A 15,979-nucleotide genomic window follows, 5' to 3' on the forward strand; every position below is an offset into this window, starting at 1 on the left:
TTTCCCATGAAAAACTTATTCCTATTACTTTCCGCTGCCCTGTTATTTTCCTGTGCGGGAGAATCTGAAAAATCTTCAGATTCTGGAAATCTTGAAATCTCCTATGAACTGGATACCGTCATGGTCGATGCTGGGGATCATTTCTTCTTTGTTCAATTTGGCCTCAGTATGTCTGATGTGGATAAAAGCCGTAAACTCCTTTACAATTTCAACAATCAGGAAATGGTCATGGAAATCATCGACTTGGAAAACCTGAAACTAAAAGAAGTCCGTCAATACGAAAAAGAGGGACCCAATGGCATCGGTGGCGGATTTATCATGCGCGTCCAGGTACTTCCGGATGAAAGTGTCGTTTTCTATGATTTCAACGGAATCCATCATGTCGCCCAATCAGGGGAAAAAATCGCCACCTACCAATTGGGGGAAATCGAATGGGAAGGGGCTAATCTGCCAGAAGGGGAGGAAATCGATGTTTCCAGCTTGGATACTAAAGATGGAAAAACCTTCTATGGTTTCTTTGGAACTCAGGGCTTCGATAGCAAAAACTCCGGTATCGCCCAATTCAACGTGATCGAAAAATCCCTGAAGCTTTTGCCATCAGGTTTCTTACAGTTTACCTCCGCTTATGACATCAGTTTTTCAATGGACGGAAGAGGCGCAGCTAAATTTCCAGAACAAAACCGTATCCGGGTGGTAAATGATAAAATTCTAATCATGACCAGTGCCAAAAACGAACTTTGGCAATGGGATTTGGCCCAAGATAGCTTAGTATCCCATACCTATACCTCTCAACTGACATCAAATAGTAAGAAAGGAAATTTCCCCATACAGGTCAATTCCAATGAGGAATGGTCTGCCGCTATCAAAGAAAAAAATAAAGAGGTCAATTTTGGGATGCTGGTCCAAGCTCCCGATCAGGACAAGTTTTGGAGATATCATAAGGAAATGGACCGCATGACAGCAGGGGACACGATTATTTACAAGAATGTCCTGTCCGCTTTTGATCAGGAATTAAATCAGTTGGGGGAAGCAGCTTTACCGGAAAAGTTCAAAAATGCCGATCCGGTTTTTTACCTAGACGGTAGGCTTTGGCATTTTCTGAATATTGATGATGAAGTGGCTTTTGTACGGGTGAAGCCTAATATCTCCGAATAAATTCATCCCGCAAAGACGCAACGACGCAAAGGTTAAGCCCTAGAAGTGTGCTCTGAATGTAACCCATCAATGTCCAGAACAATTCAGAACAGGAGCGCTGTGATTTGATCTCTTTTCCCACGGATATGCGATGAAAAATCCGAGGATTGACTATGATTTGATAAATCCAATCCTTGTTGTGGCAAAAAAATGCGAATATGTGCGCTGTTCATCTGCGTAAATCTGCAGGAAAATCTCTTGAACCACCATGGCGACTAAGCTGTTTTGTCTAAAGCCGAGAGGTAAAGTGATCTCTTTTCCCCGCTGATCTGCGCAGAAAAAAGGACTGATTATCGCTGATGATTCAGGAAATCCATTTCTTCTTGCTAGGGAAAACCGGAATTTATCTTCTACAAAAATTCCTTTTGCATCTTTTGCTACTTCGCGGGAGAAAATCCTTTGAGGGAGAATTTTTCAATTCGACTTTGCGCCGCTGCGCGCTAAAATCCTCAATCCAATCGCGGCAGGCTCAACTTATACTTCATCGCAATCAGGCGAATCGAAATCACCGTGGAAATCGACAGCAGCATATTCCACTCCCTTGACAATCCAAAATAATTTAGAACCAAATACAGTATGGCTCCTGCCAAACAGGCAGACGCATAAATCTCCTTCCGAAACAAAATCGGAATTTCATTGGTCAGCGTATCCCGAATCACTCCTCCCATCACAGCAGTAAACATCCCCATAATCGCCGCAATCTCCGGCCTGACTCCCAGACTCAAGGCCTTTTCCACCCCCAAAACCGTAAAAAATCCGATCCCCAAGGTATCGAATAGAAAAAACGTCTTTCGCAATCGACTCAAAAAATTCGGGAAAATAAAAGCCGCCAAAATCCCCAACAAAATCGCATACAGAAAATAAATATCCCCAATCCAGACTAAGGGATGCGCATCCAACAATACATCCCGAAGGGTACCTCCACCAATCGCCGTGATAAAACCCGTAAATCCTGCCCCAAATAAATCATGCTCCCGCTCTCGTACCGCCAATGCTCCGGAGATGGCAAAAACAAAAGTTCCGATGAGTTCTAAAGCGTATTGTAAGGTCATAATTTAATTTATTACAATTAAATTTGATTAGGCTTTCTCCATAAGAAAAACCCCCATTTCACGCTGCTCCAAAACCAATACCGTTTTGGGGTTTTCCAAAAAGCGGAATCCCAGCCTTTCCAACTTATCCACATCGGCAGGCATCAATACAAATCGCTCCGAATCGTCAGGCAAAAGGTATTTCCCTCCACCAAGCGGCTGGGATTTTTCCAAAATCCCACCAAATCCCGTGCACATCCGAAACCAAAAAATCCCTCCGGGCTTCAATACCCGATGAATTTCTCGGATCATCTGCCAGAAGTTATCCACATTCTCCGCAAAATGAAGCACAGCAGAACAGATGACGGCATCAAAAGCGCCATCGTGAAAAGGAATCTCCTCTAATCGACCCACTTGAAACCGATGAACATCAAAATCAGGATTTAGGCTTTTAGCTTGATAGCGACAGTACTGAATCGCCAGTTCATTCGGATCAATCCCAAAAATAGAATAACCCTGATTGACAAAATAAACGGTATTTCTGCCCTCACCACAGCCTGCATCAAGGATTTTCATCTCTTTGGTAAATCGACCTTTTAGGAGCTGATCCAGAAGGTAGATGTCCACATTTCCCAGTAGTCGATTAAGTCCAGTGATTTCCATTTTCCAGTTTATCCAATGCCTTTCGAGCTTTAATTCTCCCAATTTCGATCATCTCCGCGGCTCGATAAAACTCCAAGGTACCCGCTTGCTTGCGAGCCACTTTGATCTGCACATCCACCGGGTATTTCTCCAACAGCAATTCACAAAAACGATCCTGAAGCAGGTCAAACGATCGTTTGACCAGATTCAGTGTCGAATAGCTGATGTCTTTTTCCACCGGTTTTTCATCAGGAAAATATTGACTCATCTTGTTTTTGTAGTCAATCATCCAGGCTGGAAGACTTTTCATAAATCGATTGCCTTTGGCGTCTTTTTTTGGGGGTGCAATAAATTCAGAATCCAGACCATTGACATCCACCACAACCAACAAATCATCCGGTTGATGCTGAATCAAAGAAATCGGAATGGGATTTAAAACACCCCCGTCAACCAGCGTTTTCTCACCAAAATGTGCGGGCAAAAACACAGAAGGAATACTTCCCGAAGCCCGGATGGCTTGATATAAGCTCCCCTTGTCAAAAACAAATTCTTCGCCCGAAAGCACATCTACTGCATTGCAGGAAAATGGGATGGACAAGTCCTCAATCTGACAATCAGGCACCACTTTCTTAAGTGCAGAATAGACTTTTTCCCCCTTGATAAATCCCCGACTCGAAAAAGTAAAATCCATCAACGAAAACACATCGATCCGATCGAGATGACAAATCCAGTTTTTAAATTCGACCAATTTACCTGCCGCATACATTCCGCCTACGAGTGCGCCTGCCGAGCAGCCGGCAATTTGGCCGATTTGATAGCCCCGCTCTTCCAATTCCTCAATCACTCCCACATGCGCCAAGCCTCTTGCTCCACCACTGCTCAAAACCAATGAAACTTTCTGCTTTTTTGCCATATCTTTAGGGTAGAAAAATGAGTACTTGCCTCCTGAATTCCTCTGTAAGTTTAATCTTGCAGGCAAAGGAATAAGGATAATCAAAATCTATCAACGAAAGTAAACAATATGAGTCAATTTAAACCCTTCCATCTAGCTTTCCCTATTCGGGATATCGAAGAAACCCGCAAATTTTACGGCGACCTTTTGGGCTGTGACATTGGTCGAAGTACGGACAAGTGGATTGATTTTAATTTTTTTGGGCACCAGCTTTCTGCCCATATCAAGCCGGAAGAATTGGCCCAGGCCAAAACCAATGCTGTGGATGGAAAAAATGTACCTGTTCGCCACTTTGGCGCTATCCTTCCATGGGATGAGTGGCATGAACTCGCGGATAAATTGAAAGCCCATGGGATTGAATTTGTCATCGAGCCTTACATTCGATTTAAAGGTGAAGTGGGCGAACAAGCCACCATGTTCTTTTTGGATCCCTGCGGCAACGCTTTGGAGTTTAAATCATTTCAGGATGAATCCCAGATTTTTGCAAAGTAATCCTTGTTGAAAAATCACTATCTAAATACCGGAATCGGGCGCATGATCGAAATAGCAGGAAAAGAATACCTCTATTTCAGTGGCACTTCCTATTTGGGAATTGCCCAGGATGTGGATTTCTTGGACGTTTTGGCCAATAATGTATTTGAGTGGGGAGCCAATTTTGGACAAAGTCGAAACAACAATATCCGGCTGGAAATATTCGATGAATTTGAGGAGTTCTTTGCTTTTAATGCCGGGGCTCCTTCTGCGGCAGTGCTGAGTTCAGGATATTTGGCTGGCATAGCAGCTTGGAAAAGCCTAATTCAAAACAAAGATCAAATCTGGATCGCTCCAGATGCACATACTGCTATTATCCCTGACGGTTATTCAGCGGGCAAACAATTGGATTTTGTCCAATGGAAAAAAGACTGTCAGCAGCGAGCAGAAAAGCTTTCTCCCCAAAAAATCCTCCTCATTGGCAATGCAGTAGATCCTCTGAATATCCACATTCATGATTATCATTGGGTTAAAGATATCGCTCAGAAACATGATGTTCGCCTGCTAATCGATGATTCCCATGCTTTTGGGGTACTCGGTAAGGAGATTTTTGGAACCTACTCCCAATCGGAAGATGGCAGAATTAATTTGGTAGTCACCGGTTCCTTGGGAAAAGCCTTGGGCTTGCCTGCAGGAATTATATTGAGTAATGAAGAACAAATTCTAAAGATAAAAAGTACCCCGCTCTTCGGTGGAGCCTCTCCAGGTTCACCAGCCCATCTGCAGACCTTTTTGGAAATGCAGCACCGCTACGAGGAAATGCAGCACCTGTTGGAAAAAAACTGTCTGTTGTTTGAAGAAGGAATCCGAAACTTAGCCCAAATTACAGGAAGATCAGATTATCCTGTTTTTCGTTTTCAGCCCGATGAATGGGTGGAGCAATTGGAAAGTTCGGGAATTATTTGCTCCAGTTTTCCCTATCCCACCGCACAAAGTCCCCGGATAAACCGGCTTATTCTTTCGGCCTATCATGAAAAAAGCGATATTGAATACTTGATTGATATTTTACAAGATTTAGCCAAGCAATCATGAGACAGTTATCCATCCTGATTCTATTTTCATCGTTGATTTTTGCCTGCGAAACTAAAGAACCTGTACCTTTTGAAAGCGGCTTGGATAATTATCCAACATTGAAAAATGTATTGGACAGTGCGGATACTTATCAGGTTCAGATCCTTTTCACTCGAATCGACCGGAATGAACACATGAATCCGTTAATGGAAACGTTTTCGTTCAACTTAGACGATGACCGGTATTTCTATCCGGCTTCCACCGTGAAGCTTCCCATCGCTATTTTGGCGTTGGAATGGTTGGAGGAGCAGAATGTGGATAACTTGACCCTAAATACCCCGATGTTGACCGATTCGGTTCGCCCTTCGCAGCTCCCCGCCTATGTGGATAAGTCCTCCCCCGACTCTTTTCCAAGTATTGGTCACTACATTAAAAAGATCCTCTTAGTTTCGGATAATGATGCCTATAATCGACTCTACGAGCTTCTAGGTCAAGACTATATCAATCAAAAATTGGCAGAAAAAGGATTAAACCACACCATCATCAATCACCGCCTGAGCTATCCGGCAAATGAGATTGAAAACCGCTTTTTCAATCCCATTCGTTTTGTGGATAAGTCAGGAAAAATTTTGCTTGAAATTCCCGAGCGAAAAACCGAAACCGTCTATTCTAATCCTGAACGTCCAGTTACTGGAAGGGCTTACTATGCCGGGGATTCCTTGATTGAGACGGGAATGGAGTTTACTTATAAAAATAAATTTTCGCTTTCCGATTTGCATGGTGTCGTACAGCGTATTGTTTTTCCACAGGCTTTTTTGGAAGCAGAACGGTTTAACATCAATGATGAGCATCGAGCCTTTATTTTAAAATACATGAGTATGCTTCCTGCTGAATCAGATTACCCCAAGTATGAGGGGCCAGACTATTACGATAGCTACTCTAAGTTTTTCAAATTCGGAACAGATAAAAAACCTATTCCGGACCAATTCCGGATTTTCAACAAAACCGGATGGGCTTATGGGCATTTGATCGACGGAAGTTATTTTGTGGATTATGAAAATGGGGTCGAGTTTTTTGTATCAGCGACCATCTATACCAACCGAAATCAAACCCTCAATGATGACACCTACGAAACGGAAGAAATCGGATTGCCTTTCTTTACCGAATTGGGTGAATATCTTTATCAAATGGAATTGGAGCGCAAAAAAGTGTTGCTACCGGATTTTGAAGGATTGAAGTTTGACTATTAAACGTATGAAAAAATTTACAACCTACTTCAAAAAGAATTGGGCATGGGGTTTAGGATTTGCCATTCCTCTGGTCGTTTTCCAAGAAGGTTATGTCTATCCCGAGCTCCGATTTGAGTGGGGCTTTCTTAAAGAATCAACCACCTATATATCCATGCTTTTTCATTGGTTTTTTTGGACAATCATACAGTTCATTATCTGGGAAGTTTTAGTCCAAGCCTTCCATGGAAATGATCAAAAACAAGCAGAAAAAAATGAATCAGCCCACTTCTAAACTCTTTTCAAGTCGATTTACAGAACTTGGGCTTTTTCTAAAAGTGCAGGCTTGGTTTATCATTTTGGCCACTGTGGTAGGAATGCTTATTCACGGTTATATCGGAATCAATCAAGGATTTGATTGGGCCTATTTAACGGATTACCGAACCTACATTAATCTGGTATTTAGTATGATTACATGGGGTTTGGTTTTGTATTTCGCATTTTGGAAATACAACCCCAATTTTAGAACAAAGATGCGAGAAAAATTTGAGTCCAAAAACTAACTTATCCACAGAACTCTAGCCTATAAAACTCCTTCAAAATCAACCATCGGCTGTGGATAAGTGTTTACCATTTGAATTTCGGCTTGCTTCATCTTTGCTGTGGATAAGTCCCAAGGATGTTGAATTTCAAAGCCTTGTATCTTCGCCAATTCAGAAACCCAAAGCCGAACGTAGTCTCCGTTTTTATCGTAATTTTTGGCTTGCCGAAGGATATTGAAATAGCGGTTTTCCCGAGGATCATTTCCCACGCCGCCCACATACATCCAATTCCCCCAATTGGAGCAGACATCGTAATCGATCAATTGACTCTCGAAATAACTCGCGCCCCAAGTCCAGTCAATACCCAAATCATTGACCAAAAAACTCGCCACGTTTTGCCTGCCTCGATTCGACATAAATCCAGTCAAGTTCAACTCACGCATATTGGCATCCACAAAAGGAACTCCTGTCTGCCCCTCACACCAGCGCTGAAAATCTGCACTATCCCTTCTCCAGGAGTCCTTTGTATTTTTGATACCTTCGATGTGGAAAACTCGATCCCCGTGCTTTTTGCAGATAAATCGAAAGTAATCCCTCCAAATCAACTCGAATATTAGCCAATAGGTACTTTGATTTTTTTTCCGTTCTTTTTCATAGCGTTTCACCTCCTCATAAATGATGCGAGGCGAAATACATCCTAAGGCTAACCAAGGGGAAAACTTGGAACTGTAATCAGCTCCGATCAAGCCATTTCGGGTTTCCTTGTACTCTTTTAAGTGATCCCCTTCCCAAAAATAGGACTGGATTCGCCTAAGCCCGGCGCGCTCTCCACCATCAAACTCCATCACCTTTTCACGCACGAACTCAGGCTCCTCCAATCCATATGTTTGTAACTCCGGAACCTCCCCACTGATGGGGATTAAGTTTCGGGGAAATTTCAACCGCTCTGGTTGTGGATAACTCGCTCTGACCGAAGAAAGTTTTTCGATATTCTTCCGAAACTGAGTAAAAATCTCAGGCGTCTGATTGATCGGAAAGGGCAAATCATCAATATGATACAAAGTGCTCTGCCAGAAACTCTCGGTAGCGATTCCCTTTGACCAAGCGCCTTTTTCCAAGGATCGATCGACTGATCTTTCCTCAGAAGTAACTTCTCTCGAAAAAAAGATCGCGTCCGCATTCAGTCGCTCTGCCAACGTCACTATTTCTTCCTCCGGCTTCCCTCGAAGCAAAAGCAAATCCGCTTCTTTTATTCGTAGTTGAGACCTCAGATCTTCAATAGACTGAAGGAGAAATTTTGCACGAAATGCCCCTGTCTTTGGTAAGCCCAATTTGGTCTTTTCAAAATGTCTGGGATCAAAGCAATAAACAGGTATGATCTCAGCACCCATTTCTGATGCCTTAAACAGCGTCTCATTATCCAAAAGACGCAGATCGTTTCGAAACCATACGAGTATTCTATTATATTTCACAGTTTTAAAACAGGCTGTTGAAGAATAGTGTTTAGGATAATTTAAAAATTCATATTCGGAGAAATTCTTTAATTTGAATTCAAATCCAACTCATCATGAAAAACGTATCGTTCTTTTTGTTTTTACTGCTAATCATCCCCTTTTCTGTGAATGGGCAAACTTTACAGGAAAAGTTAGGCTACCCAGCCGATGCCAAGCTTTTGATCATTCATGGAGATGATGTGGGCGTTTCTCATTCTCAAAATCAAGCCTCCTTTGATGCGATTAAAAATGGCCTGGTAACTTCCACGAGTACGATGGTGCCGGCACCATGGTCTGCGGAAGTCGCCCAAATGGCCAAGGAAATCGAAAACCCGGATATCGGAATTCACATCACCTTGACTAACGAATGGCTGCATTACAATTGGGGACCGGAGGCGGGAAGGGAAAAAGTAGCAGGCTTGGCCAATTCGATCGGGCATATGTACCCTTCTTGCGCGGAAGTTAGCGAACATGCTAGCCCCGAAGATGTAGAAATGGAGGTTCGATCCCAAATCCAGACCGCCAAAGCTATGGGAATCGATATCACGCATTTGGATTCGCATATGGGCTGTATGTTTTTTGGAAGGCCGGAATACCTCCGCGTCTATGTCAAGCTCGCCTTGGAAAATAAGATTCCGGCGATGATCAATCGGGAATTGTATCAAGGACTGATTCAGCCCAATCCCGATCTATTCGCGGGAATAAATGTGGATAAACTCCCCATCATCGATCAAATCATCATGGCAGATGAGGAAGCTTATGAAAAAGGAATGGATAAATTCTACACCAGAGCGTTAAAAAATCTGCCTGCCGGGGTTCACGTGATATTGATCCACTTGGCCTTTGATGACCAAGAAATGAATGCCGTGACAGCAGGTCACGATTCCTTTCATGCCCCATGGAGACAGCAGGATTATGATTTTTTTACCAGTGAAAAAGCCAAAAAACTAATTGAGGAAAATAACATTAAACTGATTACCTGGCGGGAGATCGGGAAGGTGTTATAAAAGTTAGAGCTGGATTTGCACTGTGAGAGTGCAAAAAATGATAAAAACTGCACTGTGAGAGTGCAAAACCTTTGAAAAATGCTTAATAAATTAATACAAGTCACTAAACAACTTCTTGCTTTTCAACTCTTAGCATTGTGCTGGAGTTGCCAAAGTCAACCGGATTCACTTTCTCAAATTTTCCAAGACCTTGAAAATCAGGAAGGACTTGAGGGGAAAACCGAATACCTCAACTCCCCTTTTGCGGCTGCCGGAGATCGAATGTATTTAGTTGGGCATCAGGATGGGACTTTTCCGGATTTAGGCTGGCATGTCGAAGGAGAAATGGGCGGAATTTGGTTGCATCCAATTAAATTGATGGATGGTTTTTCTGCCCAATTATCCATTAATGGACAAGCCCAATGCCTTGAAAATGCTCAAAAATTTACCAATTACCCATATAGCAACGTGGTCCACTATGGAGAAGTAGCCAAAGGGCTAACAGTAGATCGTCTTCATTTTGTACCCGACGGGCGGGAAGGAATGGTCGTTTTATACCGCTTTGAAAATATTGGAGCATCTGAATCTAATTTTGACTTTTCTTGGAATGCTCAGGTGGATTTAAGACCCGTTTGGCTAGGGGAAGAAAATGGAATGAACGATAAGGAAGATCAAATTTCATTTAATGAACTGACCGGTACATTTACCGCGAAAGATCAGAGAAATGAGTGGTTTGCAGTTTGGGGAACGGAGGCAGGAATTCCGATCAATCCACGCGAATCCGTTTGTGACTTTGAAGCTAAAGGAAAAGGAGGAGCTGCCGCATTCGCAGTCAATATTCAAATTCCAGCACAATCCGAATTGGTGGTTCCTGTTTTTATCGCTGGGTCAACTGAAAGCGAGTTAAAAGCTATGGAGACCTTGGCTGATTTACGGGAAAACCTTTCCAATGACTGGTATGAGAAAAAAAACAGATACCAAACCATTTTTGAAGCCGCTCAAATCGACATTCCGGACAAGCAACTCCAAAAAGCCTACGAATGGACCAAATACAATACCGATTGGTTGGTCAGAGAAGTGCCCGGGATGGGACGTGGATTTGGAGCGGGAATGCCCGATTATCCCTGGTTTTTCGGGGTTGATAGCGAATACACCATTCAAGGTTTGATCGCAACGGGGAGAAAAGATTTGGTGTACAGCACGATGGAATTGATTCACAATCTCTCCGAAAAAACCAATGGCAACGGCCGGATTATCCACGAGGCCTCCACAAATGGGGTCGTTTTCAATCCAGGAAATATCAATGAAACCCCTCAGTGGGTTTCGACGGTATGGGAAGTCTACCGCTGGACAGGCGATCGGGAGTTTTTGGAAAAGTATTTTCCTTCTGTGGAAAAAGGTCTGAAATGGCTCCTGGAAGAAAACGATGAAGACGGAAATTTGCTTGCCGATGGCTATGGCATGATGGAAATCCACGGTTTGGAATCCGAAATGATCGATGTAGCTGCCTATAGTTACAAAGCTTTTGCTGATGCGGCAAAAATGGCTGAAATTCTGGGAAAAACGCAGCTTTCGGAAAGTTATCAACAGACTTCCGAAACGCTCAAAGAAAAGATCAACAGTGATTTTTGGGTGGAAGAGTTTGGAAGTTATGCTGACTTTATCGGAACAGCCGAGGAAGCTCTTCACTTGATCGATGGGGCGATTATTCGAGCCGACACCTTGGATAAACCCTGGGCCGTAGCTGAATTAGAAGCTACAAAAGCCAAGTTATCCACTTTGCCCAAAGACCAAAAACAAGGCTTTGTGCTCTATCATAATTGGGTGGTCAATACCCCGATGGAAGTAGGGGTTGCCGATGTGGATAAAGCTAACATTGCATTAGAAACTGCCAAGAAGTACACTAACCCATTTGGCACCTTTGTGACGGGAATTGATCGGGATGAAAGTGCGGAATTAGAAGAAGGCTCCTTTACTGGCAGCCAAGTTTTCTCCTACACAGGTGCGGTCATGACTTTGCCCACCGGGGTATCTGCCATTGGAGAAAGCAAGTATGGAAATCCGGATGGAGCCTTGAACTATTTGCAGCGAATGACCCGAAGTTTCGGTTTTGCGCTTCCGGGATCGATTTATGAGGTTTCTCCAGATTATGGGATGTTTACCCAAGCTTGGAATCTATACAGTTATGCCGTACCGATCGTGACGCAGTTTTTCGGCATTCAGCCCGATGCGGGAAATAAAGTTATCCACATTCGTCCTCAAATGCCCAGCGAATGGGAGAGTGCCTCGATCCAAAAAGTACAAATCGGGGAAAATGAAGTTTCAATTACCTATCAAAAATCCGAAGATCAATTGATTCTCGAAGTCGAGCAAAGCCAAAAGAAATGGGGGCTCTCGATCGAAATTCCGGAGAGTTATCAACAAGTCAAAGTCTTAGGTAAAGAGGTGAGTTCGGATACTCAAAACGGTTTTAGAAGGATTTTGATGACGGGAGCAAAAGTGCGGGTGGAAGGAAAACAATGATCAATGGGCAAAGCATCGAAAAGCTTTACAAATCCGTTTAATTCGTTCTGAGATAGTTTGGAATAACCCAACACTTCGGTCTTACTTATTACAGAACAAAAAACTGATTTCCCCTTTAAAAATTCTCTCACTTGTTGGAATCTTGGAGACAAGGAATAAATAATAATATTGCTGTCCAGTAAAATCATCTAAAACGGAAGTGCTCTTTCTTCTCTAATTTCCTGCTGCCAAGAAACAGGATCTTTAATCGACTTTATGGGGTGATTTTTGGACAGTTGATCAAGAAGATCACCAATGTTTTTTGACTCATTCTGTTGAGCAGTCTCGAGTTTGATGGTTGCAGATTCACCTTTCAACAAATCGAGAATTTTCTCAACCAGTTCCTTTTTATTTGTCTCTATGGTGATTTTTAAATCCATTTGAAAACCCTTTTTTCTAAAATTAGATTAATTTTCACAAAAACCGAAATTTCCTAAAATTGGTTTTTCTTGTCCATGATCAGCGGTGAAAGTGAGAGATACTTTTCAAATGAAATTCGCAGCTTTCTTGATACAACACTTTTAATCAAAACCTTAACCCTTAAAATTCAGTAAATACTAAAAAATCCTTTGTTATACGAATTGCTTTGGTCTTTCTTCTTTCTTTAGCTATTTCATATTCTTCATTTTCACAAACTCAGCTAAAAGGCAAATTCGAGGCTGAGTTTCTAGGGAATCAGTTTTTACGAATTCAGCATGGAGAAGAGGTTTTTGACCTTTTTGGCGAAAGGTATGATTTTGTGAATTCGGACACACTTCCTGGTCCCAAAACCCTATCCATATATTATATTTCAGCAAAGGGAAAATTCACTCGAGCAAAACATTTTGGATGGAACAAGGGGAATATACGCTGACAGGAAAAGTAAATGATCCTGAAACTTGGAAACTTAGTCCCGAGCATCCTTTCACCGCTCTCCAATCAGAAATCACGACAGCTGAAAGTGAAATTAAGAAGCAACTGATTACCAAAAATCTGGACAAACTGGTGGGCATTCGAATGCTAAATTCCTTTAAGCAAATTTTTAGCGATGAGGAATTGATGGATTTACTTTCTGAAATCTCCAATGAGTTTGAAGAATCTTGGGAAGTCGACGAGGTCAAAACCTATCTCAGTTTGAATACCTTAGCTCGAGCAAAAATTGGTGAATTGGCACCGAACTTTACCTTGGAAAGCAAAGCGGGTTCGGATTTTTCACTAAGCAATCAGAAAGGAAAATATGTGTTGTTGGATTTTTCCTTTACCGGATGTGCGGGATGTGTCAAGGCCCTTCCAGAATTAATCGAATTACAAGCAGAACTGAGCAATCAAGTGGAATTTGTGACGATTTGGAACGACCGAACTCGAAGAACCTGGCTGGAAATCCAAAAAGAACACAAATCCCGGATGAATTGGACCAGTCTATGGGATAGAAACAGCTTTGCCACCAAACTTTTCGAAATCGAAATTTTCCCCTCTTTCGTCCTCATCAATCCCGAGGGAGAAGTCCAAAGCATCTGGAATGGCTACAGCAAAGGAAAATTAAGAAGGAAATTGGGGAGGGAATTAGAAGGGTAATTTAGGTTGACATTAAATATTCAACCAATAATTCAGCTTTAGCACCAGGGAACGCTGTTTGGAATTGAAGGTATCGGGGAAATAATTGTCCGTGTAAACCAGGAAGAAATCCGAAACCGGCGCAAATCGCCACTGAAGGCGGGTATTGACATTGATGTTTTCGATCTGATTATTGTATTGAATGAAAGTCGTCCAGAATAGCGACTTGGTAAAGGTCAAATCAATCCGAGGGCCTACCAATAAAAGATCAGCAGAATTTTGAGGCTCTGGCAGACGGATACGGTTGTAACTAAAGTTCATCCCAATATTGGCCGTATAGCCGATTCTCCAAGCCAGGTCGCTTCGAATGGTGGCAATATCACCTGTAAAATATTCACCGGCCTCACCCCTTATTCCAAAGTTGAAGGCTTGCCGGGGATTACTCCGATAATTGAATGTAAATCGACTAACCGTATAATCCGTCCCTGCCAAGAGAGGCTCTCCTCCTGTACGGGTCGGATCAAAATCATCAAATAAGTACACATAGCTACTCGTATAGCCGACAGAAAATTGCGCCAAGGACTGAAAACGTACCTCGTATTCTATACCAATGTCCCTGTCAGTGTTTCCTAAGGTTTCGTTCCATCTCAATTCGTATTCGATCTGAGGACCGTGACTGTTAATAAATTTTGATTTGGGAAAGAAACGATAGCTCAAATCAGGATTGAACCGCTTGTAATCTACTCGAGGAACAAAACCTACCTCGGGATTGTAACCTGCTCCAATATCCAGATAGCTCGCACTCCAACTCCAGTGTAGATCACTATACAAAATGTAGGCGTTTAATGTCCTCGGATCCTCTTTTTCAGCACTTTCAAATGTCCGGTGATATAGTGCCTTTCCTGTCCATCGATTGTCCTCAGAAGCAAGGTTGTATTCCATACCCAACATCCGATTGAATTCGTTGGGATTGAATAGACTTTGGTATTCGTCTAAAGCCAAAGATTCACGATCTACAAAAATGAACCCGACATTTGATCTCGAGAAGACCTTCTTCTGTACGGCCAATACGCTGAAATTTTTTCCAGAGATCCCTCGGTCTTCATCCGTAGCCGTTTGCATATTCATCAAACCCACTCGCCAGTCGTCAGTGACTTTTCCTGATAATCGTGCTCCATAAATGATCTTATTTTGCACATTTTGACCCGTAGCACTGTCCCGATCTACTCCGATTCTTCTGGAGAAAAATGGTCTAGCTAAAGGGTGACCAAAACTGGCAAAGAGATCTCCATTCTCTAGGAAAAACTGTCTTCGCTCGGGAAAGAAAATCTCAAATCGATCCAAATTAGTCACCTGCTGATCGACTTCCACTTGAGAAAAATCCGGATTGAAAGTCAGGTCTAGATTCAATGCCGGACCGATCCCCACCTTGGCATCACCTCCAACCGCCGGGGTAAAGGACTCAGAAGTCCCGTCCAGAAAATTCTGAGCCGTTCGTCCCGCGATAAAAGGGATCAACGAAATATTTGCAGAATTTTTTTTAAGTGGTTCTTCGAAAATTAATGGTCTACTGAAAGCAGTAGAAATAATGGGAAAATTTCTGGGAATCGGAGTCCAGCTGCTTCGTTCTCCGAGGTGACTGTCTATTCGGTAAAAATTTACATTCCAATTTTGTGCTCCGTCTTTGAATCGGATGGTAGATAAAGGAATAATCGCCTCCACTTGCCAATGATTCTCGTGAACTGAAGCTCTCGCATACCACTTGTTATCCCAAGCCAGATTTAAATCCTCAGAGCGGGCTCCTCCATTGGCCAGAAGAGCCTCTCGCTGTACGCCGTATGGGTTAATGCCAAACTGAAAAGCATTGGTTTTGTCATTGAATGTATCGAAAACAAAGCTAATTCCGTCATTTTGCTCCCCACGATAATCTCTCCGAAGAGAAGTGGAAACATATTTTCTTGGACCTGTATTTTCCATGATGGCAGCGATATACAGGTTATCATCGTCAAATGCGATTTTTACCCGGCTTTGTGCTGCAGCTGCCGAGGTATCATAAGGGAAATACTGGGTGAAATTTTCATTCCAGCCATCAGGTCCCCAAATTTCTTCGTCAAGTATCCCGTCCAGAAAAATAGGTTCATCTACTTTGAACGCAAAAGCGTTCAATTCCTGAGAAATGACAATCGTATTAAATGCGCAGAAAACTAACGCAAAGGCAAATAAAAGACGTGAAAGGTATCCCATAGCTTAGTTGATCGTACAAAAGTATTCTTGTA

General features: G+C 42.6%; 15 protein-coding genes. 9 read left to right on the top strand and 6 right to left on the bottom strand.

The window, feature by feature from the left end; translation table 11 throughout:
- Positions 1-6: 6 nt before the first annotated feature.
- Positions 7-1,155, top strand: a complete 1,149-nt coding sequence (locus tag BM043_RS04625; protein ID WP_092789281.1) for a DUF4221 family protein — start codon at positions 7-9, stop codon at positions 1,153-1,155.
- Positions 1,156-1,643: 488 nt separating this feature from the next.
- On the opposite strand, the gene BM043_RS04630 is transcribed toward BM043_RS04625, so the two are convergent.
- From BM043_RS04630 to BM043_RS04640, 3 genes are read right to left on the bottom strand one after another with little or no spacing between them, the layout of a single operon-like run.
- Complete coding sequence (locus BM043_RS04630; protein ID WP_092789283.1) at positions 1,644-2,246, bottom strand: trimeric intracellular cation channel family protein; 603 nt, start codon at positions 2,244-2,246, stop codon at positions 1,644-1,646.
- Positions 2,247-2,273: 27 nt separating this feature from the next.
- The gene (locus tag BM043_RS04635) at positions 2,274-2,888 is read right to left on the bottom strand and encodes a class I SAM-dependent methyltransferase (protein ID WP_092789285.1); all 615 of its coding nucleotides are present in this window, start codon (positions 2,886-2,888) and stop codon (positions 2,274-2,276) included.
- Complete coding sequence (locus BM043_RS04640) at positions 2,869-3,780, bottom strand: patatin-like phospholipase family protein (RefSeq protein WP_092789287.1); 912 nt, start codon at positions 3,778-3,780, stop codon at positions 2,869-2,871. Before BM043_RS04640 ends, BM043_RS04635 begins: the two co-directional genes overlap by 20 nt.
- A 108-nt stretch (positions 3,781-3,888) precedes the next feature.
- Between BM043_RS04640 and BM043_RS04645 the strand changes: the two genes are divergently transcribed.
- Genes BM043_RS04645 through BM043_RS04665 form a run of 5 tightly spaced genes read left to right on the top strand, consistent with a single transcriptional unit; the run spans position 3,889 to position 7,150 of the window.
- The gene (locus BM043_RS04645; RefSeq protein WP_092789289.1) at positions 3,889-4,311 is read left to right on the top strand and encodes a VOC family protein; all 423 of its coding nucleotides are present in this window, start codon (positions 3,889-3,891) and stop codon (positions 4,309-4,311) included.
- A 6-nt stretch (positions 4,312-4,317) separates the two neighbouring features.
- Positions 4,318-5,382, top strand: coding sequence for an aminotransferase class I/II-fold pyridoxal phosphate-dependent enzyme (locus tag BM043_RS04650; RefSeq protein WP_143189470.1), 1,065 nt, complete (start codon positions 4,318-4,320; stop codon positions 5,380-5,382).
- The gene (locus BM043_RS04655; protein WP_092789293.1) at positions 5,379-6,611 is read left to right on the top strand and encodes a serine hydrolase; all 1,233 of its coding nucleotides are present in this window, start codon (positions 5,379-5,381) and stop codon (positions 6,609-6,611) included. Before BM043_RS04650 ends, BM043_RS04655 begins: the two co-directional genes overlap by 4 nt.
- 4 nt (positions 6,612-6,615) lie before the next feature.
- Entirely contained in the window at positions 6,616-6,882 is a 267-nt protein-coding gene (locus BM043_RS04660) for a hypothetical protein (protein ID WP_092789295.1), read from the top strand.
- Positions 6,863-7,150 (top strand): hypothetical protein, encoded by a 288-nt coding sequence (locus tag BM043_RS04665; RefSeq protein WP_143189471.1) that lies wholly within the window; start codon positions 6,863-6,865, stop codon positions 7,148-7,150. Before BM043_RS04660 ends, BM043_RS04665 begins: the two co-directional genes overlap by 20 nt.
- A 20-nt stretch (positions 7,151-7,170) precedes the next feature.
- On the opposite strand, the gene BM043_RS04670 is transcribed toward BM043_RS04665, so the two are convergent.
- Entirely contained in the window at positions 7,171-8,601 is a 1,431-nt protein-coding gene (locus BM043_RS04670; protein WP_092789299.1) for a DASH family cryptochrome, read from the bottom strand.
- A gap of 95 nt (positions 8,602-8,696) precedes the next feature.
- Here BM043_RS04670 and BM043_RS04675 point away from each other — a divergent pair, with 95 nt between their 5' ends.
- Positions 8,697-9,629 carry a polysaccharide deacetylase family protein gene (locus tag BM043_RS04675; protein WP_092789301.1) on the top strand — a complete coding sequence of 311 codons (933 nt, stop codon included), beginning with the start codon at positions 8,697-8,699 and terminating at the stop codon, positions 9,627-9,629.
- 78 nt (positions 9,630-9,707) lie between these two features.
- The gene (locus BM043_RS04680) at positions 9,708-12,131 is read left to right on the top strand and encodes an alpha-L-rhamnosidase-related protein (protein WP_092789303.1); all 2,424 of its coding nucleotides are present in this window, start codon (positions 9,708-9,710) and stop codon (positions 12,129-12,131) included.
- 188 nt (positions 12,132-12,319) lie between these two features.
- Here the strand turns inward: BM043_RS04680 and BM043_RS04685 are convergent, their stop codons facing one another.
- On the bottom strand, positions 12,320-12,550 hold the full coding sequence (locus tag BM043_RS04685; RefSeq protein ID WP_092789305.1) for a hypothetical protein: 231 nt from the start codon (positions 12,548-12,550) through the stop codon (positions 12,320-12,322).
- Positions 12,551-12,998: 448 nt separating this feature from the next.
- Here BM043_RS04685 and BM043_RS04695 point away from each other — a divergent pair, with 448 nt between their 5' ends.
- The gene (locus BM043_RS04695) at positions 12,999-13,724 is read left to right on the top strand and encodes a TlpA family protein disulfide reductase (RefSeq protein ID WP_092789309.1); all 726 of its coding nucleotides are present in this window, start codon (positions 12,999-13,001) and stop codon (positions 13,722-13,724) included.
- 12 nt (positions 13,725-13,736) lie between these two features.
- Here the strand turns inward: BM043_RS04695 and BM043_RS04700 are convergent, their stop codons facing one another.
- Positions 13,737-15,947 (bottom strand): DUF5916 domain-containing protein, encoded by a 2,211-nt coding sequence (locus BM043_RS04700; RefSeq protein ID WP_092789312.1) that lies wholly within the window; start codon positions 15,945-15,947, stop codon positions 13,737-13,739.
- Positions 15,948-15,979 lie beyond the last annotated feature (32 nt).

This window comes from Algoriphagus hitonicola, from assembly GCF_900113375.1.
Lineage (GTDB): Bacteria > Bacteroidota > Bacteroidia > Cytophagales > Cyclobacteriaceae > Algoriphagus > Algoriphagus hitonicola.

Bases quoted from the DNA above. Each gene is read 5' to 3' on its own strand.
- BM043_RS04640 (WP_092789287.1), bottom strand. From the start codon at position 3,780: ATGGCAAAAAAGCAGAAAGTTTCATTGGTTTTGAGCAGTGGTGGAGCA.
- BM043_RS04680 (WP_092789303.1), top strand. From the start codon at position 9,708: ATGCTTAATAAATTAATACAAGTCACTAAACAACTTCTTGCTTTTCAA.
- BM043_RS04645 (WP_092789289.1), top strand. From the start codon at position 3,889: ATGAGTCAATTTAAACCCTTCCATCTAGCTTTCCCTATTCGGGATATC.
- BM043_RS04635 (WP_092789285.1), bottom strand. From the start codon at position 2,888: ATGGAAATCACTGGACTTAATCGACTACTGGGAAATGTGGACATCTAC.
- BM043_RS04695 (WP_092789309.1), top strand. From the start codon at position 12,999: ATGGAACAAGGGGAATATACGCTGACAGGAAAAGTAAATGATCCTGAA.
- BM043_RS04685 (WP_092789305.1), bottom strand. From the start codon at position 12,550: ATGGATTTAAAAATCACCATAGAGACAAATAAAAAGGAACTGGTTGAG.
- BM043_RS04630 (WP_092789283.1), bottom strand. From the start codon at position 2,246: ATGACCTTACAATACGCTTTAGAACTCATCGGAACTTTTGTTTTTGCC.
- BM043_RS04700 (WP_092789312.1), bottom strand. From the start codon at position 15,947: ATGGGATACCTTTCACGTCTTTTATTTGCCTTTGCGTTAGTTTTCTGC.
- BM043_RS04660 (WP_092789295.1), top strand. From the start codon at position 6,616: ATGAAAAAATTTACAACCTACTTCAAAAAGAATTGGGCATGGGGTTTA.
- BM043_RS04675 (WP_092789301.1), top strand. From the start codon at position 8,697: ATGAAAAACGTATCGTTCTTTTTGTTTTTACTGCTAATCATCCCCTTT.
- BM043_RS04655 (WP_092789293.1), top strand. From the start codon at position 5,379: ATGAGACAGTTATCCATCCTGATTCTATTTTCATCGTTGATTTTTGCC.
- BM043_RS04665 (WP_143189471.1), top strand. From the start codon at position 6,863: ATGAATCAGCCCACTTCTAAACTCTTTTCAAGTCGATTTACAGAACTT.
- BM043_RS04625 (WP_092789281.1), top strand. From the start codon at position 7: ATGAAAAACTTATTCCTATTACTTTCCGCTGCCCTGTTATTTTCCTGT.